This window comes from Corallococcus macrosporus DSM 14697, assembly GCF_002305895.1.
Taxonomy (GTDB): Bacteria; Myxococcota; Myxococcia; order Myxococcales; family Myxococcaceae; genus Myxococcus; species Myxococcus macrosporus.
This window is the reverse complement of sequence record NZ_CP022203.1, coordinates 4,512,396-4,532,949: the sequence shown is the minus strand read 5'-3', so window position 1 is coordinate 4,532,949 and position 20,554 is coordinate 4,512,396. Positions and strand designations below refer to the sequence as shown.

General features: G+C 70.6%; 18 protein-coding genes. 5 read left to right on the top strand and 13 right to left on the bottom strand.

All coding sequences use genetic code 11. The annotated features are described in order from the left end of the window. The 7 genes from era to MYMAC_RS18675 form a co-directional block, all read right to left on the bottom strand. Positions 1 to 945, bottom strand: a complete 945-nt coding sequence (gene era, locus MYMAC_RS18705) for a GTPase Era (RefSeq protein WP_013940389.1) — start codon at positions 943 to 945, stop codon at positions 1 to 3. A gap of 123 nt (positions 946 to 1,068) precedes the next feature. Continuing rightward, entirely contained in the window at positions 1,069 to 1,620 is a 552-nt protein-coding gene (locus tag MYMAC_RS18700; RefSeq protein ID WP_082207231.1) for a peptidylprolyl isomerase, read from the bottom strand. Between the two features lie 48 nt (positions 1,621 to 1,668). Beyond that, positions 1,669 to 1,833: a hypothetical protein gene (locus tag MYMAC_RS36885; RefSeq protein WP_239988874.1), complete on the bottom strand. Its 165-nt coding sequence runs from the start codon at positions 1,831 to 1,833 to the stop codon at positions 1,669 to 1,671. A 47-nt stretch (positions 1,834 to 1,880) separates the two neighbouring features. Then, the gene (rnc, locus tag MYMAC_RS18690) at positions 1,881 to 2,663 is read right to left on the bottom strand and encodes a ribonuclease III (protein WP_095959050.1); all 783 of its coding nucleotides are present in this window, start codon (positions 2,661 to 2,663) and stop codon (positions 1,881 to 1,883) included. Next, positions 2,660 to 3,523 (bottom strand): hypothetical protein, encoded by an 864-nt coding sequence (locus MYMAC_RS18685; RefSeq protein WP_204816794.1) that lies wholly within the window; start codon positions 3,521 to 3,523, stop codon positions 2,660 to 2,662. Before MYMAC_RS18685 ends, rnc begins: the two co-directional genes overlap by 4 nt. Then, positions 3,523 to 4,668, bottom strand: coding sequence for an acyl-CoA dehydrogenase family protein (locus MYMAC_RS18680; protein ID WP_095959048.1), 1,146 nt, complete (start codon positions 4,666 to 4,668; stop codon positions 3,523 to 3,525). The genes MYMAC_RS18685 and MYMAC_RS18680 overlap by 1 nt, the downstream gene beginning before the upstream one ends. Before the next feature lie 71 nt (positions 4,669 to 4,739). Next, the gene (locus MYMAC_RS18675; protein ID WP_095959047.1) at positions 4,740 to 6,269 is read right to left on the bottom strand and encodes an acyl-CoA carboxylase subunit beta; all 1,530 of its coding nucleotides are present in this window, start codon (positions 6,267 to 6,269) and stop codon (positions 4,740 to 4,742) included. Between the two features lie 203 nt (positions 6,270 to 6,472). Here MYMAC_RS18675 and MYMAC_RS18670 point away from each other — a divergent pair, with 203 nt between their 5' ends. Then, the gene (locus MYMAC_RS18670) at positions 6,473 to 6,832 is read left to right on the top strand and encodes a YtxH domain-containing protein (RefSeq protein ID WP_095959046.1); all 360 of its coding nucleotides are present in this window, start codon (positions 6,473 to 6,475) and stop codon (positions 6,830 to 6,832) included. A 107-nt stretch (positions 6,833 to 6,939) separates the two neighbouring features. Here MYMAC_RS18670 and MYMAC_RS18665 read toward each other — a convergent pair whose 3' ends face one another. Further along, a complete protein-coding gene (locus MYMAC_RS18665; protein WP_013940381.1) occupies positions 6,940 to 7,716 on the bottom strand; it encodes an enoyl-CoA hydratase-related protein in 777 nt (258 codons plus the stop codon). A gap of 105 nt (positions 7,717 to 7,821) precedes the next feature. Here MYMAC_RS18665 and MYMAC_RS18660 point away from each other — a divergent pair, with 105 nt between their 5' ends. Further along, a complete protein-coding gene (locus MYMAC_RS18660) occupies positions 7,822 to 9,786 on the top strand; it encodes a TIM44-like domain-containing protein (protein ID WP_095961622.1) in 1,965 nt (654 codons plus the stop codon). 127 nt (positions 9,787 to 9,913) lie between these two features. Here the strand turns inward: MYMAC_RS18660 and MYMAC_RS18655 are convergent, their stop codons facing one another. Genes MYMAC_RS18655 through MYMAC_RS18635 form a run of 5 tightly spaced genes read right to left on the bottom strand, consistent with a single transcriptional unit; the run spans position 9,914 to position 16,309 of the window. After that, entirely contained in the window at positions 9,914 to 10,891 is a 978-nt protein-coding gene (locus MYMAC_RS18655) for a hydroxymethylglutaryl-CoA lyase (RefSeq protein ID WP_013940379.1), read from the bottom strand. Further along, positions 10,884 to 11,612, bottom strand: coding sequence for a class I SAM-dependent methyltransferase (locus MYMAC_RS18650; RefSeq protein WP_095959045.1), 729 nt, complete (start codon positions 11,610 to 11,612; stop codon positions 10,884 to 10,886). Before MYMAC_RS18650 ends, MYMAC_RS18655 begins: the two co-directional genes overlap by 8 nt. Beyond that, positions 11,609 to 12,799: an aminotransferase class I/II-fold pyridoxal phosphate-dependent enzyme gene (locus tag MYMAC_RS18645; protein WP_095959044.1), complete on the bottom strand. Its 1,191-nt coding sequence runs from the start codon at positions 12,797 to 12,799 to the stop codon at positions 11,609 to 11,611. The genes MYMAC_RS18650 and MYMAC_RS18645 overlap by 4 nt, the downstream gene beginning before the upstream one ends. 34 nt (positions 12,800 to 12,833) lie before the next feature. Continuing rightward, complete coding sequence (locus MYMAC_RS18640; protein ID WP_043713348.1) at positions 12,834 to 13,742, bottom strand: phosphatase PAP2 family protein; 909 nt, start codon at positions 13,740 to 13,742, stop codon at positions 12,834 to 12,836. Positions 13,743 to 13,798: 56 nt separating this feature from the next. Beyond that, positions 13,799 to 16,309, bottom strand: coding sequence for an efflux RND transporter permease subunit (locus MYMAC_RS18635; RefSeq protein ID WP_239988873.1), 2,511 nt, complete (start codon positions 16,307 to 16,309; stop codon positions 13,799 to 13,801). 432 nt (positions 16,310 to 16,741) lie between these two features. On the opposite strand from MYMAC_RS18635, the gene MYMAC_RS18630 reads away from it, so the two are divergent. From MYMAC_RS18630 to MYMAC_RS18620, 3 genes are read left to right on the top strand one after another with little or no spacing between them, the layout of a single operon-like run. Further along, the gene (locus MYMAC_RS18630; RefSeq protein ID WP_095959043.1) at positions 16,742 to 18,280 is read left to right on the top strand and encodes an aminotransferase class I/II-fold pyridoxal phosphate-dependent enzyme; all 1,539 of its coding nucleotides are present in this window, start codon (positions 16,742 to 16,744) and stop codon (positions 18,278 to 18,280) included. Between the two features lie 7 nt (positions 18,281 to 18,287). Further along, on the top strand, positions 18,288 to 19,469 hold the full coding sequence (locus MYMAC_RS18625; protein ID WP_095959042.1) for an N-acetyltransferase: 1,182 nt from the start codon (positions 18,288 to 18,290) through the stop codon (positions 19,467 to 19,469). Positions 19,470 to 19,496: 27 nt separating this feature from the next. Then, positions 19,497 to 20,498, top strand: a complete 1,002-nt coding sequence (locus MYMAC_RS18620; RefSeq protein ID WP_095959041.1) for an NAD-dependent epimerase/dehydratase family protein — start codon at positions 19,497 to 19,499, stop codon at positions 20,496 to 20,498. The last annotated feature ends 56 nt before the right edge of the window (positions 20,499 to 20,554 follow it).

The window sequence follows — 20,554 nt, the reverse complement described above, 5'->3', positions numbered from 1 at the left end:
TCAGTCGTATCCCAGCTTCTTGAGGCCTTCGGGGCGCTCGCTCCAGCGCGGCTCCACGCGGACGCGCAGGTCCAGGTACACGTGCGCGCCCAGCAGCCGCTGAACGGACTTGCGCGCGTCGGTGCCAATGGTCTTCAGCATCTGTCCCTGCTTGCCGATGATGATGGCCTTCTGGCTGTCGCGCTCCACGAAGATGGACGCGGCGATGCGGATCAGCCCGCCCAGCTGGTTCGGCGGCGTGCCCGGCCGGGGCTCGCGCTCGGACTCGTCGAAGATGTCCACCACCACCGCCGTGGAGTACGGAATCTCCTGGCGGCAGTGCCGCAGCACCTGCTCGCGGATGTACTCCGCCACCAGCGCGCGCTCCTGCTGGTCGGTGAGCATGTCCTCGTCGAAGACATTCTCCCCTTCGGGCAGGTGGCCCAGGACGGTGTGGAACAGCCGCTCCACGCCGTCCTTCTCCCGCGCGGAGATGGGGACCACCTCCGCGAAGGGGAACTCCTGGCGGTACAGGTCGATGAGCGGCAGGAGCTGCGCCTTGGGCACGCTGTCGATCTTGTTGATGACCAGGAAGGTCGGCTTGCCGATCTTCTGCAGCCGCTCGAGGATGGCGCGGTTGCCCGGGCTCACCTCGGGCTTCTCGCTCGCGGGGGGCTCGATGAGGAAGAGGACCAGGTCCACCTCCTCGGCCGCCTGGAGCGCCACCTCGACCATGTAGCGGTTCAGCTCGCCCTTGGCCTGGTGGATGCCCGGTGTGTCGATGAAGGCCACCTGTCCTTCCGGACGGGTGACGACGCCGAGGATGCGGTTGCGCGTCGTCTGCGGCTTGGGGGAGACGATGGCGATTTTTTCGCCCGTCAGTGCATTGAGCAGCGTGCTCTTGCCCACGTTGGGGCGCCCGATGAGGGCGGCGAAGCCGCTGCGGTGTGTCTTGGGGGGGGCCATTGCTTCGGAGGTGATCTGGGACGCCGCATACCGCGGAGGCCCGAAAAGGGAACGTCTGGACAGCGCCCTATAACAGCCCGCCGCCCGCCGGGACATGCCGGAGACGGGCGGCGAGCGGACAGGCTACGGCTGGGTCGTCGTGATGGTCAGCTTGTTGATGACCACCTGGGTGCGGGGGCGGTCCTCGCCGTCGCGCGGGACGCCGGCGATCTTCTCCACCACGTCATAGCCGCTGAGCACCTCACCGAAGATGGTGTGCTTGTTGTTGAGGTACGTCGGCTTGGACGTGGTGATGAAGAACTGGCTGCCGTTGGTGTTGGCGCGGCCGACGTTCGCCATGGCCAGCAGGCCCACCTTGTCGAAGCCGCGGCCACTCTGGAACTCGTCGTCCACGTTGAAGCCCGGGCCGCCGCGGCCGGTGCCCGTGGGGTCACCGCCCTGAATCATGAAGCCCGGAATCACGCGGTGGAAGACGATGCCGTCGTAGTAGGGCCGCTGGGTCTTCTCACCCGTCTTCGGGTCCTGGAAGGGCAGCTCGCCCGTCGCCAGCCCCACGAAGCTGCTCACCGTCTTCGGCGCGTCCTTCGCGAACAGCTTCACCACGATCTGCCCCTGCGTGGTGTCGAAGGTGGCGTACAGGTCATTGCCCGCGCGGGCCTCGTCCATCATTCCCATGCTGCCCTCCCGTATGGGGGCCCGCCCGGAGGACGGACCCAGTCGATGTCACGGCCTTGGTGAAACCGTCTTCGCGCCCGCGTCCTTCTGGGGCGCCGCTGCCTTGCCGGCCGCGGCCCTCCGGGTCCACTTGCCGGACTCCGCGGCGAGGACCGAGCCCGCCAGCAGGCAGGTCACCAGCGCGAGCGTCTTTCGGAGGGAGGCGGGGGGCATGTCGGCGCGGCACCTTACGCGCCGCCCCCTCCCCCATCCAAGGGGTTTCACGCCGGGGTGTCGTGTCGTGGCGTTCCGGGCGGGGGGGAGGTGGGACAGGTGGCGTCCTGGCGCAGCTTCTCCAGCGTCGCCTGCGCGGCGGACTGCTCCGCCTCCTTCTTGCTCCGGCCGGAGGCCCGGGCGAAGGCCGTCTCCCCCAGCACCAGCTCCACCTCGAACACCTTGGAGTGTTCCGGACCGGACTCCGACACCACGCGGTAGCGCGGCTGGAGCTTGAGCCGCTCGTGGGCCAGCTCCTGGAGCAGCGTCTTGTAGTCCAGCCGCCCCTGGCCGGTGGAAACCTCGTCCAGCAGGTCCGCGAAGTACCGGTCCACCAGCGTCACCGCGGCGTCCAGGCCGCTGGTGAGGAACACCGCGCCGAAGACGGCCTCCAGCGCGTCCGCCAGGACGGAGTTCTTCTCCCGGCCGCCGGACATGAGCTCGCCCCGGCCCAGCAGCAGCAGGTCCCCCAACGGGATGGTCCGGGCCACGCGGGCCAGGCCGTCCTCGTTCACGACGCGGGCGCGCATCTTCGTCAGGTCGCCCTCGGGAAGGCCCGGGCAGCGCGCCATCAGCCGGTGGCTGACGGCCAGGTTCACCACCGAGTCGCCCAGGAACTCCAGGCGCTGGTTGTCCTTCAGCTCCTTGTCCCGCGTCTCGTTGACGTAGGTCTTGTGCGTCAGGGCCTCCAGCGCCGTCTCCATCCGGGAGAAGCTCAACCCCAGCCGCGACTCCAGCAACTGCACCCGCTCGGACGGGCTCATCTTGTCCGCACCACTCAAACGCATCACTCCTGAGGCGCGTCCGGGCCCACCAGCCTCACGGCCGCGGGAGGGACCTTGAGCAGGTCCGCCACCATCCGCACGATGCCTGGGAACTCATCCAGCTCGAACCGCCCCGCCCACTCCTTGCCCTGGGGCCCCGCGAGCAGCCCCCGGAAGGTGCGGCCCGCCACCCGCGCGGCGGCGAAGCGGTACGGACGGCCCTCCACCTGCAACTGCGCCAGCAGCTCCAGGCTGCTGCGGGGAGGCACCAGCGCCTCCGCGCCGAACTTCTCCACGATGTCCGAGAAGCGCACCAGCCCGGCGCCCACCGGCGCGGGCTGCGGACGGGCCGCCGGCTCACCGAAGAGCGCCACCAGGTAGCCGCTCAGCGCGGCCCGCTCACGGAACTCCGACAGCTCCAGCGTGTGGCCGCTGCCGGTGCCCAGCTCTTCCTTCCCCCGGGCCACGCGGGCCACGCGGAAGTTGCCCAGCCGGTCCGACACCAGCGTGACGGCCAGGTCCCCGTCCACGACCTCGGTGGACAGCTCCAGCGTCTCCGGCTCCACGCGCGGCGTCAGCCCCAGCACCTGGAGCTCCGCCGAGCGGCGCTGGACGTGGAAGATGTGCTCGTTGAACGCGTCCGCGAGCAGCGCCTCGATGTCCGACACGTCGCTGAGCGCGCCCACCAGGATGGGGGCCAGGCCCACGACGGCCGGCGGCGCGATGGGGATGAGCCGGTCCCCCATCACCTGGAAGGTCACCTCCGGGATGAACGCCCGGGTGACGGGATTGACCAGCGGGGACGACTCCAGGTCCAGCACCGCCTCGGTGCCGGCCGCGTCCTCCCGCAACTGCAGCCCGAGGCCTTCCAGCCGCGCGGTGTCCATCAAGCCCCTTTGAAGATTTCTCGGGCGATGATTGTACGCTGGATCTCGCTGGTTCCCTCGCCGATCTCACACAACTTGGCGTCGCGCAGGTAGCGCTCGACGGGGAACTCGCGGGTGTATCCATACCCACCGTGGATCTGCACGGCCTTGTTGCAGGCCCGCATGGCCGCCTCCGAGGCGAAGAGCTTCCCCATGGAGGCCTCCTGCGAGTACGGCCTGCCCTCGTCCGCCAGCTTCGCCGCGCGGTGGACCAGCAGCCGGGCCGCGTCCAGCTCCGTCTTCATGTCCGCCATCATCCAGCGCAGGCCCTGGAACTCGCTGATGGGCTGGCCGAACGCGGTGCGCTCGCGCGAGTAGCCAATGGACTCCTCCAGGGCGCCCCGGCCCAGGCCCACCGCCAGCGCGCCAATGGTGATGCGGCCGCGGTCGAGGATCTTCATCGTGTCGATGAAGCCGTGGTCCAGCTCACCCACGCGCGCCGAGTCCGGCACCTCCACGTTCTCCAGGATGAGCTCGGCCGTGTCCGACGAGCGCATGCCCAGCTTCCCGTGGATGGGGCGCTGGCTGAAGCCCGGCAGGCCCTTCTCCAGCAGGAAGGCGGTGATGCCCTTCTGCCGCTTCTGCGGCGACGTCACAGCCAGCACCACGAACACGTCACCCACCGTGCCCTGGGTGATGAACATCTTGGCGCCGTTGAGCACCCAGCCGTCGCCCTTGCGCACGGCCGTGGTCTTCATGCTGGACGCGTCCGAGCCGGAGCCGGGCTCCGTCAGGCCCCACGCGCCCAGGTACTCACCCGTGGCCAGCTTGGGCAGGTACTTCTGGCGCTGCGCGTCCGTGCCGAACACGCGCAGGTGGCTGGTGCCCAGGCCGTTGTGGCTGGCCACCGTCAGCGCCAGCGAGCCGTCGTAGCGGGCGATCTCCTCCACCGCCACCGCCACGGCGAGCGAGTCCATGGCCGCCCCGCCGTACTCCTCGGCGACCAGCATGCCCATGACGCCGAGCTGCCCCAGCTCCCGGACGACCTCCATGGGGAACTTCTCGTCCTTGTCCCACTCACGGGCGTACGGCTTCACCCGCCGTTCGCAGAAGTCACGGATGGAGGACTGCAGGGCGCGATGGCTTTCAGGAAGGTCAAAGTCCATGGTGTCAGCAGGATCTATAGCAGACGGCCCAGGCGCAGCCCGGGCCCTGGAGGTGGGGTAACGCTACCTACTCAAACCGGATAGACACCGTGCTTCTTTTCCGCACGGGGCTGGTGTCGCCGGGCATACACGTCGTAGCGCTGGATGAGGTCTTGACGCAGCCGGTCACCCGGCACGATGTCGTCAATCACCAACTCGCTGGCCAGCTTGTAGATGTCCACGTCCTGCTTGTACTCGTCGCGCAGCTTCTGGACGTAGGCCGGCCGCTCGGCCTCCGGCAGCTCCTGGATCTTGTTGTAGTAGACGGCGTTCACCGCCGCCTCCGGGCCCATCACGGCGATCATCGCGCCGGGCAGCGCGATGGTGGCGTCCGGGGCGAAGCCGGGGCCGCTCATGGCGTAGAGGCCAGCGCCGTAGGCCTTGCGGACCACCACGCAGACGCGGGGCACGCTGGCCTCGGACACGGCGGAGATCATCTTCGCGCCGGCGCGGATGATGCCCGCGCGCTCCACCTTGGTGCCGATCATGAAGCCCGGCACGTCCGCCAGGTAGAGCAGCGGGATGTTGAAGGCATCACACAGCCAGATGAAGCGGGCCGCCTTGTCCGCGCTGTCCACGAACAGCACGCCGCCCTTGTACTTGGGCTGGTTGGCGACGATGCCCACCGGGCGGCCGTCGATGCGGGCCAGGCCCGTGACGAGCTCCTGGGCGAAGAGCTTCTTCACCTCGAACCAGCTCCCCTCGTCGATGAGCTCGTTGATGAGCTCGTGCATGTTGAAGGGCTTGTTCTGGTCGACGGGGACGATGTCCGCCACCTTCTTGCCGCCGGGCTTGGGGGCCTTGGGCTCGGCGCGCGGCGGCGCCTGGGAGAAGTTCTCCGGGAAGTAGCCGATGTACTTCTTCGCGGCCTCGATGGCCTCCTGCTCCGTCTTCACCAGCACGTCGCCAACGCCGGAGATGGAGCAGTGCATCTTCGCGCCGCCCATCTCCTCCAGCGTCACCTTCTCACCGATGACCATCTCCGCCATGCGCGGGCTGCCCAGGTACATGGAGGCGTTGCCCTCCACCATGATGACCAGGTCGCAGAACGCGGGGATGTACGCGCCACCGGCGGCGGAGGGCCCGAAGAGCAGGCACACCTGCGGCACGAAGCCGGACATGTGCACCTCGTTGTAGAAGATGCGGCCGGCGCCGCGGCGCCCGGGGAACATCTCCACCTGGTCGGTGATGCGGGCGCCGGCGGAGTCCACCAGATAGAACAGCGGGCAGCGCAGGTCGCGGGCCGTCTCCTGGATGCGGAGGATCTTCTCCACCGTGCGGGCGCCCCAGCTCCCGGCCTTCACCGTGGAGTCGTTGGCCATGATGGCCACGGTGCGCCCGGCCACCTTGCCCACGCCGATGACGACCCCATCCGAGGGCAGGTCCGGGTCCAGGTTGTTGGCGAGCTTCGCGTCCTCCACGAAGGAGCCCTCATCCACCAGCAGGCGGATGCGCTCGCGGGCGAAGAGCTTGCCCGCCTCCGCGTTCTTCGCGTGGTACTTCTGCGCGCCACCCTTCTCCACCTGGGCGAGCTTCTCCAGCAGTTTCGAATCTTGGGACATGGCCCGTGGCACATAGCAGAAAGGGCTACGGCTGGCTGCCTTCTCGCTGGGGAACCGGCGCGGCGTGACAGGCAGACGACGCACCGCGCAGAACGGGCGCCCCAGGGGATGCCGCTCCAGGCTCCCCTGCCTACCTTGGTGCTCAACGGGGGCGTGCTCGCGAGTGATGCGCACCCGGCAACCATCGGGCCCAGGAGGGACGCATGTTCGCAGCGAAGAAAGGCAAGTGGATGGCGAAGGGAATCGCCCGGAGCGACCTGTACCGCAAGTGGCTGGCCCACAAGCTCATCAATGACCTCCCGCGCGCGGCGCGCAACCGCTGGGATGACTTCGAGCCGGATGACGTGCTGCGGCATGTCGGCTTGACCACGTACAAGCCGGCGCGCTCGGGCCTGGGTGGCCTGGGCCTCTTCATCCTCGGCGTGGCCGCGGGTGGCGTGGCGGCGCTGCTGATGGCCCCGAAGACGGGCACCGAGCTGCGGACCACCGTGAAGGACAAGGCCACGGCCTACATGAACAAGCAGAACGTCAACCTGGGCCAGGAGCGCACCGCGAACGCCTGAGCGGCGCGCGCGGCCTTCGGGCCATGACGTGAGGCACCTTCGGGGACGGGGCACCGGTGAGCGCCGGGGCTTCCGTCCCCGCCGTCTTCCAGGCGGTGCCCGTGGGGCTAGCGGCCCTTGTAGACAGGGGCGCGCTTCTCCGCGAAGGCGCGCAGGCCCTCCAGGCGGTCCTCCGTCTTGAGGATCTCCTCGTACTTGCGCAGTTCCAGCGCCAGCGCGTCATCCAGCGCCAGGCCCGTGCCCTCGTCGATGGCGTGCTTCGCGGTGGCTACGGCGATGGGCGCGTTCTCCACCACGGACTCCGCCAGCCCATACGCCACGGCCAGCAGGTGCCCCTCGGGCGCGAGCCGGTTCACCAGTCCCACGCTGAAGGCCTCGGCGGCGTTGATGCGGCGGGCGGTGAGGATGAGGTCCTTCGCGCGGCCCGGGCCCACCAGGCGCGCCAGGCGCTGCGTCCCACCGCCGCCGGGGATGATGCCCAGCTTCACCTCCGTGAGGCCCAGCTCCGCGGCCGGGGCCGCCACGCGCAGGTCGCACGCGAGCGACAGCTCCGTGCCCCCGCCGAAGGCCGCGCCGTTGATGGCGGCGATGAAGACACAGTCGCTCTGCTCGATGGCGCGGAAGGTGCGGCGCAGGCCGTCCAGGAAGGCGCGGACCTCGTCCTCGGACATGGTGGCGCGCTCCTTCAGGTCGGCGCCGGCGCAGAAGGCCTTGTCGCCCGCGCCGGTGATGACGACGGCGCGCACCTCGCGGCTGGAGGACACGCGGGTCACCAGCTCGCCCAGCTCCTTCAACATGGCCCGGCTGATGGCATTGCGGCGGCTTTCGCCGTCGATGGTCCAGATCTCGATGGCACCGCGTGCGTCGACCTTGAATTCCGGCATGTTCTCTCCCCTTGCCCGGACTGGCAGGCGGGCTGCCCTGGGCGGCGGGAGAGAGTGCGGCCAGAAGGCAAGTCTGGCAAGGCGGAAACGGTTAGCATGGAGGACATGGCCACGCCTCCGCGCTCCATCTCGTACCGACTCTCCCGGTGGGCCCCCTGGCTGCCCGCCATCGCCTACGTGGCGCTCATGCTCCCGCTGGAGGCCCTGGCCCGCGGCGGTGGCGGCGAGCACTACTCCCGTCCCTCGTCCGGCAGCGGAGGCCGCGGCGGCGGTGGTGACGGGGATGGGGTCGCCTTCTGGGTCGTCTACCAGCTCTTCAGCCTCGTCTGGCGCTACCCCAAGGTGATGCTGCCGCTGCTGTGCATTGGCGGTGTCGGGTACTGGCTGTACCGGCGCAACCTGCACCCGGACGCCACCACGAAGCGGGCCCTGGAGCAGCGCGAGGCCTATCAGCGCACCCAGGTCACCCGGCGTGACGTGGACGGCTGGGCGAACGCCCTGCGGCTGAAGGACCCCGCCTTCCAGGTGGGGCCGATGCTGGAGAAGACGAAGTGGCTGTTCCTGGAGCTGCAGAAGGCGTGGTTCCTCCGGGACATGACGCCGGTGCGGCCATTCCTGTCGGACGCCACCTTCCAGCGCTTCGGCGTGCAGTTGGAGCTGATGCGCGCGCAGGGCGTGCGGGACGCCATCACCGACTTCGAGGTGCTGGACCTCGAGCTCATCGGGTTGGAGCAGACGCAGTGGTTCGACAGCATCCACGTCCGCGTCCACGCGCGCATGCGCGACACCGACGTGCCCGCGGCCTTCTCCGACGCGCAGGCCACCGAGGCCGCGCGCAAGGCGCCCAGCGAGGCCTTCACGGAGGTGTGGACCTTCGTGCGCAAGCCGGGCGCGCAGACGCGCATCGGCGCGGACCTGTTCCAGGGCAAGTGCCCCAACTGCGGCGCGCCCTTCAACGGCGGCGCGGCGAACACCTGCGAGTTCTGCGGCGCGGTGGTGAACTCCGGCAACTACGACTGGACCCTGTCCGAAATCACGCAGGGCATCGAGCACGTGCCGTACCACAAGGCGGTGGACGGCCTGCGGGAGGCGCGCGAGGCGGACCCGGCGCTCAACCTGGAGATGCTGGAGGACCGCGCGTCCCTGCTGTTCTGGAAGTGGATTGACGCGCAGAGCCGCCGGGACATGAAGCCGCTGGCCAAGGTGGCCCGGCCGGACCTGGTGCAGGGGCTGGAGGCGGAGCTGGCGGAGCTGGGCCGTCAGGGCCGCCGCCGCCTGTTCCTGGAGTGCGCCGTGGGCTCCGCGGACGTGCGGGCCTTCCAGGTGGACCCTCAGGGCCACGACGTGGCGCACGTCGAGATCCGCTGGAGCGCGCGCATGGGCATCGGCGCCATCAAGGAGCCGCGCTCCTCCCGGGCCTCCGTGCCCCAGCGCCACATCTTCACGCTGACGCGCAAGCACGGCGCGCAGACGAACACCGCCAACGGCATGTCCACGGACCGGTGCCCGCAGTGCAACGCGCCGCTGACGAACAGCGCCGCCACGGCCTGTGACTACTGCGGCACGCCGCTGTCCACGGGTGAGCGGGACTGGGTGCTCGCGGCGGCGCGCACCTTCGAGGCGTGGAACGCGGACGAGGACGCCCGGTTCCGCGCCCTGCCCCCGCGCCGGTCCGCGCGGGCCGCTCACGGCGACGCCGGCGGGCACGCGGCGCTGGGGAAGGACCTGGTGATGGACGTCCAGGAGCGGCAGCGGCTGCTCTACATGATGGCCGCCATCGCCGCCGCGGACGGTGAGGTGACGAGCGCGGAGCGCAAGCTCTTGAAGCTGTGCTCGGAGCGCTGGGGCGTGGCGTGGTCCAACGTGGAGATGGCGCTGAGCTCGGGGCCGCAGCTCTTCGACCGCATGGTGCCGCGCGGCAGCCCGGAGGCCGAGGCGTTCCTGCGCAACATCGTGGAGATGGCGCTGGTGGACGGGCGCATCGACCGCAAGGAGCGGCGGATGCTGGAGAGCGCCGCCGCCCACCTGGGGATTCAGGACCGGCTGGCGTCGATGCTCAACGGGCGGTGAGGCCCGGAGCGGGCGCCGCGGCCGGGGAGCACCTCGGCCGCCGCGGTCCTGCCCGTCCTCAGGGAGCGGTGACGCCCGGCGCTGGAGGCGCTCGGTGTGTCAGGGCCTCAACGCTTCCAGGCGCCCCTCACGTCTGCGCGCGGCGGGCGGCCTTCTTCTCCCGCTCGCCGAGCGCGGCCTGCAGGTACTTGCCCGCCAGCTTCCGGCCGATCAGCTCCTGGGCAATCTCCCCGGCCTCCACCAGCCGGTCCAGGTTGATGCCGGTGTCCACGCCCATGCCGTGGAGCATGAAGACGGCGTCCTCCGTGGCCAGGTTCCCCGCCGCTCCCGGGGCGTAGGGACACCCGCCCAGGCCGCCGATGCTCGCGTCGAACGTCGTCACGCCCGCGGACAGGCCCACCAGCGCGTTGGCCAGCGCGGTGCCGCGCGTGTCATGCAGGTGCAGCGCCAGCTTCTCCACGGGGAGGTGCTTCAGCAGCGCCTCCAGGAGCACCTCCGTCTGGCGCGGCGTGCCAATGCCAATCGTGTCCCCCAGGCTGAGCTGGTAGATGCCCGCGTCCACGAGCTGGCGGCAGATGTCCACCACGCGCTCCACCGGGACGTCCCCCTCGTAGGGGCAGCCCCACACGGTGGACAGGTAGCCCCGCACCCGCATGCCCGCCTGGAGCGCCGCGGCCGTCACCTCGCGCGCGCCGACGATGGCCTCGGCGATGCTCTTGTTGATGTTCTTCTTCGAGTGCGCCTCGGACGCGGAGATGAAGACGGCGGCCTCCTCCAGGCCCGCGTCCTTCGCGCGCTCCAGGCCCTTGAGGTTGGGCACCAGCGCGGAGAACACCACGCCCTCGCGGCGGCCCACCAGGCGCAGCAGCTCCTCCGCGTCCGCGAGCTGGGGAATCCACTTGGGTGACACGAACGACGTCACCTCGATGCGCTTCTCGCCCGCGGCCACCAGCGCGTTGACGAGGCGCGCCTTGTCCCGCGTGGGCAGGGTGCGCAGCTCGTTCTGCAAGCCATCCCGGGGGCCGACCTCGTAGACATCGACCTTCTTGGGCAACTGACCCAGCCAGCCCAACCTCGCCCTGGAGTGTTCCTTCAGCTCAGCCATGGCGACGCTCCGCTCCCACAATCAGGTCGGTTGACTGGGCGTCCAGCGGCTCGCCCGCCAAGCCACCGTGCACCCAGACGACGGAAAAGCCGGTGCTTTCCAACAGCCGCACCCAATCCGCAAGGGGATAGTAACGAAGGGAATATGACGCGCGCAGGCAGCGCCCCTCCGGGAAGGTCAGCGTCCGCTGTCCCTCGTCCCTCCCTGTCGAGGCGTCGAAGCGGCTCTCCTCCTCCAGGACGCTTCCGTCCGGCAGCGTCTCGCGGAAGGCCGCCCGGGGCGACGCCGCCAGCCGCTCATACGGCACCGTCTGGAACACCCACCGTCCTCCTGGCCGCACCGCGCGCGCGACCTCGCGGAGGATGTGCACGTGCTCCGCGTCCGTGAAGGCGGCCAGCGTCGAGTACCACGCGTAGGCCCCGGCGAGTGACGCCTCGCGGAACGGCAGGGCCCGCAAGTCCCCCTGGACCGCCGGGAAGCCCGGGCGCCGCAGGGACAGGGACAGCGCGTCCAACTCCAGGCCGATGACGCGCCCCGCCAGGGGGCCCTCCGTGTTCAACCGGGCCGCGTGACGTCCATGGCCACACCCCAGGTCCACCACCGGGGCCGAGCCTGCCAGGCCCGCGAAGGCCCGGCCCAGGTACGCCACCTCGCGCGCGGTGACGGCCTCCGACAGGAACGGCAGCGTGCTGCGCAGGTAGAGCTCCCCGAAGAAGCTCATCGCGGCGTCAGGCCCGCGCGCAGCCGGCGCACGGCCTCATCCAGCACCGCCTCCGTCTTGCAGAACGCGAAGCGGGCCAGCCCCTGCCCCAGGGGGCGGTGCTCGGGGCTGTAGAAGACACTGGGCGGAATGGCCGCCACGCCCACCTCGGACACCAGGTGCCGGCAGAAGGCCACGTCATCCGCGAAGCCCTGGCGCGTGATGTCCGCGAGGATGAAGTAGCTGCCCTCCGGCGCGAAGGGCGTCAGCCCCGCCTCACGCAGCCCGGTGAGCAGCCGCCCCCGCTTCGCCGCGTAGGACGACGCCAGCTCCGCGAAGTACGCGTCCGGCAGCCGCAGCGCCTCCGCCATGGCCGCCTGGAGCGGCGCCGCGGTGGCGAAGGTGACGAACTGGTGGGCCCGCTGCACCGCGTCCCGCAGCGCCGGCGGCGCGATGACCCAGCCCACCTTCCACCCCGTGAGGCTGAACGTCTTGCCGCCGCTGCTCACCGTCACCGTGCGCTCGGCCAGCCCGGGCAGCGTGGCCGGGCGCAGGTGGCGCGCGGGCTCGAAGACGATGTGCTCGTACACCTCGTCGGAGAGCACCTTCACGTCGAACTCGGCGCACAGCTCCGCCAGGAAGCCCAGCTCCTCGCGGGTGAACACCTTCCCCGTCGGGTTGTGCGGCGTGTTGAGGATGAGCAGCCGGGTGCGCGGGCCAAAGGCGGCGCGGACCTCGTCCCGGTCGAACCACCACCGCGCGTGCCCGGCGTCTGGCGGGCGCAGCGGCACGAAGCGCGCGGTGGCCCCCACGAAGGCGATGTTGGCGTCGTAGGAGTCGTAGAAGGGCTCGAAGGCCACCACCTCGTCGCCCGGGTCCACCAGCCCCAGCAGGGTGTCGAGGATGGCCTCGGTGGCGCCGCTCGTCACCGTCACCATGGTGTCCGGGTCCACCGTCTGGCCGTAGAAGCGCGCCGAGTGCTCGGCGATGGCCACGCGCAGCTCCCGGGCCCCCGCGCCCATGGCGTACTGGTTGCCCCCGTCGCGGATGGCGCGCCGCGCCGCCTCCTTGATGGCGTCCGGACCGTCGAAGTCCGGGAAGCCCTGGCCCAGATTGACGGCGCCGTGGCGGGCGGCCAGGGCGCTGAACTCGGAGAAGACGGTGGTGGCGAACCGGGTGACTCGCTGCGCGGCCACGGGCCTGGACATGCGGGCGGCTCCTCGCGCCCGGAAGGTCCCGGGCTCAGGGCCTGACGATAGCGTCCACCGGGACGGAACGCGCGTCCTTCACCACCTCGCGCTGCCGGGCCGCCCGGGACACGCCCATGGCCAGCCCCGTCACCACCATCACCAGCGGCACCGCGCAGAGCAGGTCCGTGGCGTAGTGGAAGCGCCCCACCAGCGTGGCGGCGATGAGCCCCAGGCCCGGCAGCAACATCACCCAGAAGACGCGGCGGGAGAAGCGCCACGCGTAGTACAGCACCAGCAGCGTGGCGCCGGTGTGCCCCGACGGGAAGCAGTCCCGCGCGAACAGCGGCTTGCGCATCAGCGAGTCCAGCAGCGGCGTCAGCGTCCCCTGGAGCGGCCCATCGAACGCGCCCACCAGGAAGTAGCGGGGCCCCACCGCCGGCACCAGCGCGTAGGCCGCGTAGTTGAGGAAGAAGAGCAACCCCAGCGCGGTGAGGTATTCGTCGTACTCCGCGCCGCCCGGGCGCCGGTAGAGCACCAGCCCCATCACCAGCGCCCACACGAAGTGGCCGTAGTAGCAGACCAGCAGGAGGTCGTTGAGCCAGCCGGGGACGACGCGCGACAGCACCACCGCCGCCTGCACGCCGAAGAGCCGCTGGTCCGCCGCCACCAACTGCGCGTCCTTGAGGAGCGGGTTGATGGTGTCCACCACGGGGGCCAGCCAGCCGTGCGACAGCACCGCCGTGGGCAGCAGCCACCAGTCCGCGAGCACATGGAGCCACCGGCGCCCGGGGAACGAGGCGGCCAGCGTCCGCAGGACGAGCGGCCCCACGCCCATCACCGCGAACAGCCCCGCACAGCGCAGCGAATCAGGCGCCCAGTGTCCCGGCCCCAACAGCAGCAGCGACGCCAGCGCGCAGGACACCACGATGATGAGGTCCACCGTGGTGAGCTGGACGCGCACCACGGGCGGGGGACTCACGGCGGAAACACCCCGAACACGTTGGGAAAACCAGGCACTCACGCCGACTTACGCTCCCCCGGCGGCGCGGCCCGCGCGCCGGAATCGCCGAGCTCCAGGCTCTGCACAACCGCCCCCTCCCCCGCCCCCGCATCCTTGCCGCCCTTCCATCGTTCCAGCAAGGCGAGCAGCGCGGGGAAGAAGACCGTGGTCCCGAGAAAGGTGCACATGACCCCCAGCAGCGCAATCTGACCGATGCTGCGCAGACCCTGGTGGTTGGCCACCAGCAGCGCGCCATACCCGGCCGCGTTGGACAGCGTGGCCACCACGGCCGCCAGCCCCGTGTGCCGCACCACCTTGCCGAGCGAGCCGGGCCCCTCCTCCTCGTACCGGTGGAAGAGGTGCACCGAGTTGTCCACGGCGATGGCCAGCAGGTTGGGCAGCACCACGGCGTTGATGAAGTTGAGCTGGACGTCGAAGAGGTACATGCCGCCCGCCAGGCACGTCATGCCCAGGAACAGCGGCCCGGTGACGAGCAGCGCCCGCTTGAAGCTGCGCAGGCTGATGAGGATGACGACGAACACCACCGCGGCGGCGGACCACAGGATGAGCGGGCCGTCCGCGCTCACCAGCGCGAAGATGCGGGCGGCGATGCGGTTGCTGTCCAGCACCGCCAGGTCGATGCCGCGCGCCTCCACTGCCTCCACCACCTGGTCAATCTGCGTGGCCCAGCGCCGCAGCTCCTCCGTGTCGGAGTTGGAGACGGAGGGGAACAGCAGGAGGAAGGTGCCCTTCCCGTCCGTGGCCTCGAAGCGGCGGCGCACCTCCACCGGCAGCGCGTCCAGGCCATACGGCTTCGCCTCCAGCATCCGCTGGAACGCCTGAAGCCGCGCGTCCTCGCGAAGCTCCGCGGGCAGCTCCTCCAACCCCTGGAAGGCCTCGCGCAGCGCGGCCAGCTCCACCTCGCGCTTCTCCACGTCGGAGGGCAGCAGGTCATTGAGGGACGCGGAGTCCAGGAAGGCCGACGCCGCGCCGTTGCGCTGCTTCACCTCGGCGATGACGGCCTCTACCTGCGCCGCCTGCGCCACGTCGTCCACCAGGAAGATGGCCGGGTTGAGCGGCTGGCCGAGCTGCTCGGTGACGCGGTCATCCAGGCGCGAGGCCGGGGACTCGCCCTTGAGCTTGCGCATGTCCGTCTCGAAGCCCAACTGGGGCGCCACGGCGACGGAGAACGCGGCGAAGCCCACCACCGACAGGGCGATGGCGACGATGACGCCCGTGGGCCAGCGCCGCCACGCCCGCTCAGGCGCGCGGGCCTGGGGCGCAACGTGGCCATCCGCCGCGGGCGCGGGGTCCACGCGCGCCGGCCGCAGTCGCTCCGCGATGGCGAGCAGCGAGGGGCCCATCGCGTACGTCGCCAGCACGGCCAGCAGCACGCCCAGGCCGGCCAGCAGGCCGAACTGGTTGAAGGCCTGGAACTGCGCCAGCAGCAGCACGAAGAAGGCCGCGGCGTTCGTCACCGCGGACGTCAGCGCGCCGCCGAAGGTGCCGCGCACCGCCGTGGCGATGGCCTCGCGGGCCGGGCGCGCGCGGCGCTCCTCCCAGTACCGCATGCACAGGTGCACGCCGTACTCGATGCCCAGGCCAATCAGGATGGCGACGAGGAAGCCCGTCACGATGTTGAGGTGGCCGATGAGGAGCTGCGCCGCGGCGAACGTCAGCACCACGCCCACCATGACGGGGAGGCCCACCACGGCCAGCGCCGCGACGCGCCGGGTCGCCAGCAGGATGAGCCCCACGGCGATGAGTGCCGACAGCAGGCCCGCGCGCGACAGGTCGCCGCGCATCACCGCGTCCTCTTCGATGCGGCCCTGGAAGTTGCCCGTGGCCTGGAGCGTCACGCGGGGATACCGCGCCGCCGCCAGCGCGCGCCCGGTGCCCATCACCTGCTCCACGAAGCCGCGCGCGAACGCCAGGTCTCCCGCCGTCCCGGCCGGCTTGAGCATCAAGTAGACCTCGGTGCCGTCCGCGCTGGCCAGCGTCTCGCGCATGGGCGCGCCGGGCGCGTACTTCTTCGCGATGGCCTCGAAGTCCGGCGGCTCCGGCGTGCCCCCCAAATCAAAGAAGAAGGGGTTGGCCCGCTGCCGCTCGTAGCGCACGCGCGCCGTCACGTCCTGGCGCAGCGCGGCGAGCTGCTCGATGGGCAATAACAGCAACGCATTTTGACGGAAGAAGTCCACGTCATAGCGGTGCTCGACGTAGCGGACCTCGGGCATCGCTTCCAATTGCGTCTGCAATTCGGCCGCGTATGCCTCCAGGCGCTGGGGCGTGTCTCCCTTTGCGACCAGGACCAGGTAGCCGTCCCCGCCCGCCTTCTCTGACACCCGTGTCAGGTCCCTCACTTCCGGGGAGCCCTGCGGTAGCAGCTCCACGAACGACCCGCGGAACTCCAGCCGCGACGCCAGCGACATACCGCCGAGCGTGAGCAGTGCGAACACCCACAGCACCCGCCACGGGCGAGCGACCGCCGCCGCGATGAAGCCTTCGAACCACCGTTGAGACCTGGCCAACGTCGACTCCTCGGGGACCAGCGAGGGAGCAAATCCCCGGCCAGTCAGTGGCTCCCCGGAACAGCGGGTGAAGCGGAGGGCTTCCAGGCACACGCGCCCGTCAGCAGGTGTGCAGCCGGATGCACACCTTGCGCTCCAGTATCGACTGGAGAACAGCGGGTGTGCGACGGCGGGGTGCCACCAAAGTCTCAGTGCTGTCAAGCCGAGCCCGGCCACGGGCGGCGACAGAGGGACGGACGGCGCGGCGCTTGCCTTGACACTGCCGCGCTCCCTCTTTATTCACGCCCCCGCGTCCCCCGTGGGAGGCCGCCGGACGCAGATGTCCCCGACGTGGAACGTTCCCTTCATCGGGGGAGTCGCGACTGGAGAGCCCCAGGCTCCCGGGCCGGTCCAATGCCTCCCGACGCAGCCTGACAGAAAGACCGATCACCCATGAGCGACGTCTTCGACAAGTGCCGTAATTGGAAGGACTACCGCATCGCGAAGGCCACGGGCCTGTACCCGTACTTCCGGGCCATCGAAGCGTCGCACGGCGCCACCGAGGTGGAGATCGAAGGCAAGCGCGTCATCATGGTCGGGTCCAACAACTACCTGGGCCTGTCCGCGGATCCGCGGGTGAAGGAAGTGGCCATCAAGGCCACGGAGAAGTTCGGCACCACCAGCTCCGGCTCGCGCCTGCTCAACGGCACGCTGGCGCTGCACGAGGAGCTGGAGGCGCGGCTGGCGAAGTTCCTCAACCGCGAGTCCGCCATCGTCATCTCCACGGGCTTCCAGACGAACCTGGCGCTGGCGTCCATCCTGGGCCGGCACGACATCGTCTTCAGCGACCGGCAGAACCACGCGTCGCTGGTGGACGGCATCCGCCTGTCCTTCGCCACCGAGCGCAAGTTCCGCCACAACGACATGGACCACCTGGAGCAGCTCCTGTCCCAGGCGGACCCGGACGCGGGGAAGATCATCGTCACCGACGGCGTCTTCTCCATGGAAGGTGACATCTGCAACCTGCCCCGCATCGTGGCGCTGGCGAAGCACTACAACGCGCGGGTGATGACGGATGACGCGCACGCCATGGGCGTGCTGGGCGCGCGGGGCCGGGGCACCTCGGAGTACTTCGACCTGGAGAAGGAGACGGACCTCGTCATGGGGACCTTCTCCAAGAGCTTCGCGTCGCTGGGCGGCGTGCTGGCCGGTCCCTTCGAGGTCATCAACTACATCCGCCACAAGGCGCGCTCGGTCATCTTCTCCGCGTCCATGACGCCGGGCTCCATCGCCGCGGCGCTCAAGGCCCTGGAGATCATCGAAGCGGAGCCGGAGCGCCGCGCCCGGCTGCTGGACATCGCGGAGAAGATGCACAACGGCTTCCGCGCCATGGGCTTCGACACCGGCGTGTCGGTGACGCCGGTGGTGCCGGTGCACATCGGTGACCAGGTGAAGTGCTTCCGCTTCTGGCGCGCGCTGCACGAGGCCGGCGTCTTCGCCAACCCGGTGATTCCGCCGGCGGTGGAGCCGGGCCACGCGCTCATCCGCACCTCGTACATGGCCACGCACACCGACGCGCAGTTGGACCGCGTGCTGGACACCTTCGAGTCCATTGGCCGGAAGCTCGGCGTGATTCCGGAGACGCGCCCCACCGTGTACGAGCCGGTGCAGATCGCCCGGCCCGGCACCCGCATCCTCTCCAACCGCGCGAGCGAGAAGTGGGCCGCGGGCTCGAACGGCCTGCTGGCGGACCAGGGCGGCCTCACCCTGGACCAGCTCTCACGCATGTCCTCGCGCGAGGTGGCCGGCCGCCTGTTCGACGCGGTGGAGCAGCTCACCTGGCGCGCGGCCAACCTCCAGCCGGAGGACCTGCGCAAGCTGGGCTCGGCGCCCATGAAGCTGTGGGAGAAGCGCGGCGAGCTCCCGGGCATGCTGCTGGAGAAGGGCGCCCACTTCTTCATGCGCAACGGCGCCCACTCGGACCGGAACTGAACCGCCCATGGCCCTCCGCGCCGAGCCGTCCCAGCCGACACAGGCGTCCCCGACCATGCCGTCGGACGTGCAGGTGACCCCTGTCCGCGGCGAGGCGGAGCGGATGCAGTTCATCCGCCTCCCCTACCCCCTCTACAAGAACGACCCGCACTGGGTCCCCCCGCTGGAGATGGAGCGCCGGGACTTCCTGGACCCGAAGAAGAACCCCTTCTTCGAGTACGGTGAGCTGGAGCTGTTCCTCGCCCGGCGCGGCCCGGACGTGGTGGGCCGCATCGCCGCCATCCGCAACCCGCGTCACATGGAGCTTCACGGCACGAAGGAGGGCTTCTTCGGCCTCTTCGAGTGCGTGAATGACGCGGGCGTCGCCCGGAGCCTGCTGGAGGCCGGCGCGTCCTGGCTGCGCCAGCGGGGCATGGACGCGATGCTGGGCCCGGCCAACCTGTCCTCCAACCAGGACTGGGGCCTGCTCATCGAGGGCTTCGACTCGCCGCCCGCGGTGATGATGCCGCACAACCCGCCCTACTACGCGGCGCTGCTGGAGGCCTGCGGCCTGACGAAGGCCAAGGACTTGTACGCCTTCGAGCTGTCCTCCTCCGCGCAGCCGCCGGAGAAGGTGGTGCGCATCTCGGAGAAGATCCGCCAGCGCGACGGCGTCGTCGTGCGCCCGGTGGACATGAAGAACCTGGACGCCGAGGTGAAGCGCATCCGCGACATCTACAACTCGGCGTGGGAGAAGAACTGGGGCTTCGTCCCCTTCACGGACGCGGAGTTCGACCACCTGGCCAAGGAGCTCAAGACGGTGGTCCGTCCGGAGCTGGCGCTCATGGCCGAGGTCCAGGGCGAGCCGGTGGCCTTCTCCCTCACGGTGCCGGACGCCAACCAGGCCATCCGCGCGGCCAACGGGCGGCTCACGACGTTTGGCCTGCCCATTGGCCTGGTGAAGCTGGCGCTGGCCTCGCGCCGCATCAACCGGCTGCGCCTCATCATCCTCGGCATCAAGGAGGGCTACCGGCGCCGCGGCCTGGACGCCATCCTGTACCTGGACACCCTGCGCACCGCGAAGCGCCTGGGTTACGTGGGCGGGGAGATCTCCTGGACGCTCGAGGACAACCACCTGGTCAACCGCGCCATCGAGTCCATGGGCGCGCAGCGCTCCAAGACGTACCGCGTCTACCAGCGCGCGCTCTGAGCGCCGCCTGCCTCCGAGGAGTCACCCTTGCGCTTCCTGCTCACTGGCGGCACCGGGTTCATCGGCCAGCGGCTCGCGCGCCGCATCGTGGAGCGCGGCGACACGCTCACGCTGATGGTGCGCGGCAGCTCGCGCCGGGGCCCCCTGGAGGGCCTGGGCGCCCGCTTCGTGGTGGCGGACCTGACGACGGGGGCGGGCCTGGCCGAGGCCGTGCGCGACGTGGACTGCGTGCTGCACCTGGCCGGCGTCACCAAGTCCCGCGAGCCGGAGGGCTACTTCGAGGGCAACGCCCGGGGCACCCGCCGGCTGGTGGAGGCCATGGCCGCCCTGCCCCACCCGCCCCGGCTGGTGTACTGCTCGTCGCTGGCCGCCGCGGGCCCGTCCACGCCGGAGCGCCCGCGCCGCGAGGAGGACCCGCCCGCGCCCGTGTCCCTCTACGGCCGCAGCAAGCTGGGCGGCGAGGAGGCGGTGCGCGAGTTCGCGGACCGGGTGCCCTCCGTCATCGTCCGGCCGCCCATCGTCTACGGGCCCGGTGACGTGGAGTTCCTCCCGTCGCTGCTGCCCATGGCCCGGCTGGGCCTGGCGCTGAAGAGCGGCTTCGGGCCCAAGCGGTACTCGCTCATCCACGTGGATGACCTGTGCACCGCGCTACTCGCGGCCGCGGACCGGGGCCCCACGGTGTCCAGCGAGGACCCGGCGCGCGGCGTGTACGGCGTGTCCGACGGCGTGGAGCACTCCTGGGAGGACGTCTGCGCGGCCATGGCCGGGGCGCTCGGCAAGGGCCGGCCCGCGGTGCTGCCGGTGCCGCAGACGGTCAGCTACGTGGTGGGCCTGGGCTCGGAGGCCGTGGCCCGGCTGCGCGGCACGGTGCCCATCCTCAACCGCGACAAGGTGCGGGAGATGCGGTGCGCCGCGTGGACCTGCTCCACCGAGCGCGCGAGCCGCGAGCTGGGCTTCCTCCCCACCATCCCCCTGGCCCAGGGTCTGGCCGGGACGCTGGCCGCCCTCCGCGAGGCCGCGGGACGCTAGAAGCACGAAGGCCGAGGCGCCCGCGCGGGCACCCCGGCCTGGACGGTGGCGCCGTC

Bases quoted from the DNA above. Each gene is read 5' to 3' on its own strand.
- MYMAC_RS18645 (WP_095959044.1), bottom strand. From the start codon at position 12,799: ATGTCCAGGCCCGTGGCCGCGCAGCGAGTCACCCGGTTCGCCACCACC.
- era (WP_013940389.1), bottom strand. From the start codon at position 945: ATGGCCCCCCCCAAGACACACCGCAGCGGCTTCGCCGCCCTCATCGGG.
- MYMAC_RS18650 (WP_095959045.1), bottom strand. From the start codon at position 11,612: ATGAGCTTCTTCGGGGAGCTCTACCTGCGCAGCACGCTGCCGTTCCTG.
- MYMAC_RS18670 (WP_095959046.1), top strand. From the start codon at position 6,473: ATGTTCGCAGCGAAGAAAGGCAAGTGGATGGCGAAGGGAATCGCCCGG.
- MYMAC_RS18685 (WP_204816794.1), bottom strand. From the start codon at position 3,523: ATGGACACCGCGCGGCTGGAAGGCCTCGGGCTGCAGTTGCGGGAGGAC.
- MYMAC_RS18700 (WP_082207231.1), bottom strand. From the start codon at position 1,620: ATGGGAATGATGGACGAGGCCCGCGCGGGCAATGACCTGTACGCCACC.
- MYMAC_RS18680 (WP_095959048.1), bottom strand. From the start codon at position 4,668: ATGGACTTTGACCTTCCTGAAAGCCATCGCGCCCTGCAGTCCTCCATC.
- MYMAC_RS36885 (WP_239988874.1), bottom strand. From the start codon at position 1,833: ATGCCCCCCGCCTCCCTCCGAAAGACGCTCGCGCTGGTGACCTGCCTG.
- MYMAC_RS18660 (WP_095961622.1), top strand. From the start codon at position 7,822: ATGGCCACGCCTCCGCGCTCCATCTCGTACCGACTCTCCCGGTGGGCC.
- MYMAC_RS18665 (WP_013940381.1), bottom strand. From the start codon at position 7,716: ATGCCGGAATTCAAGGTCGACGCACGCGGTGCCATCGAGATCTGGACC.
- MYMAC_RS18655 (WP_013940379.1), bottom strand. From the start codon at position 10,891: ATGGCTGAGCTGAAGGAACACTCCAGGGCGAGGTTGGGCTGGCTGGGT.
- MYMAC_RS18625 (WP_095959042.1), top strand. From the start codon at position 18,288: ATGGCCCTCCGCGCCGAGCCGTCCCAGCCGACACAGGCGTCCCCGACC.
- MYMAC_RS18630 (WP_095959043.1), top strand. From the start codon at position 16,742: ATGAGCGACGTCTTCGACAAGTGCCGTAATTGGAAGGACTACCGCATC.
- MYMAC_RS18675 (WP_095959047.1), bottom strand. From the start codon at position 6,269: ATGTCCCAAGATTCGAAACTGCTGGAGAAGCTCGCCCAGGTGGAGAAG.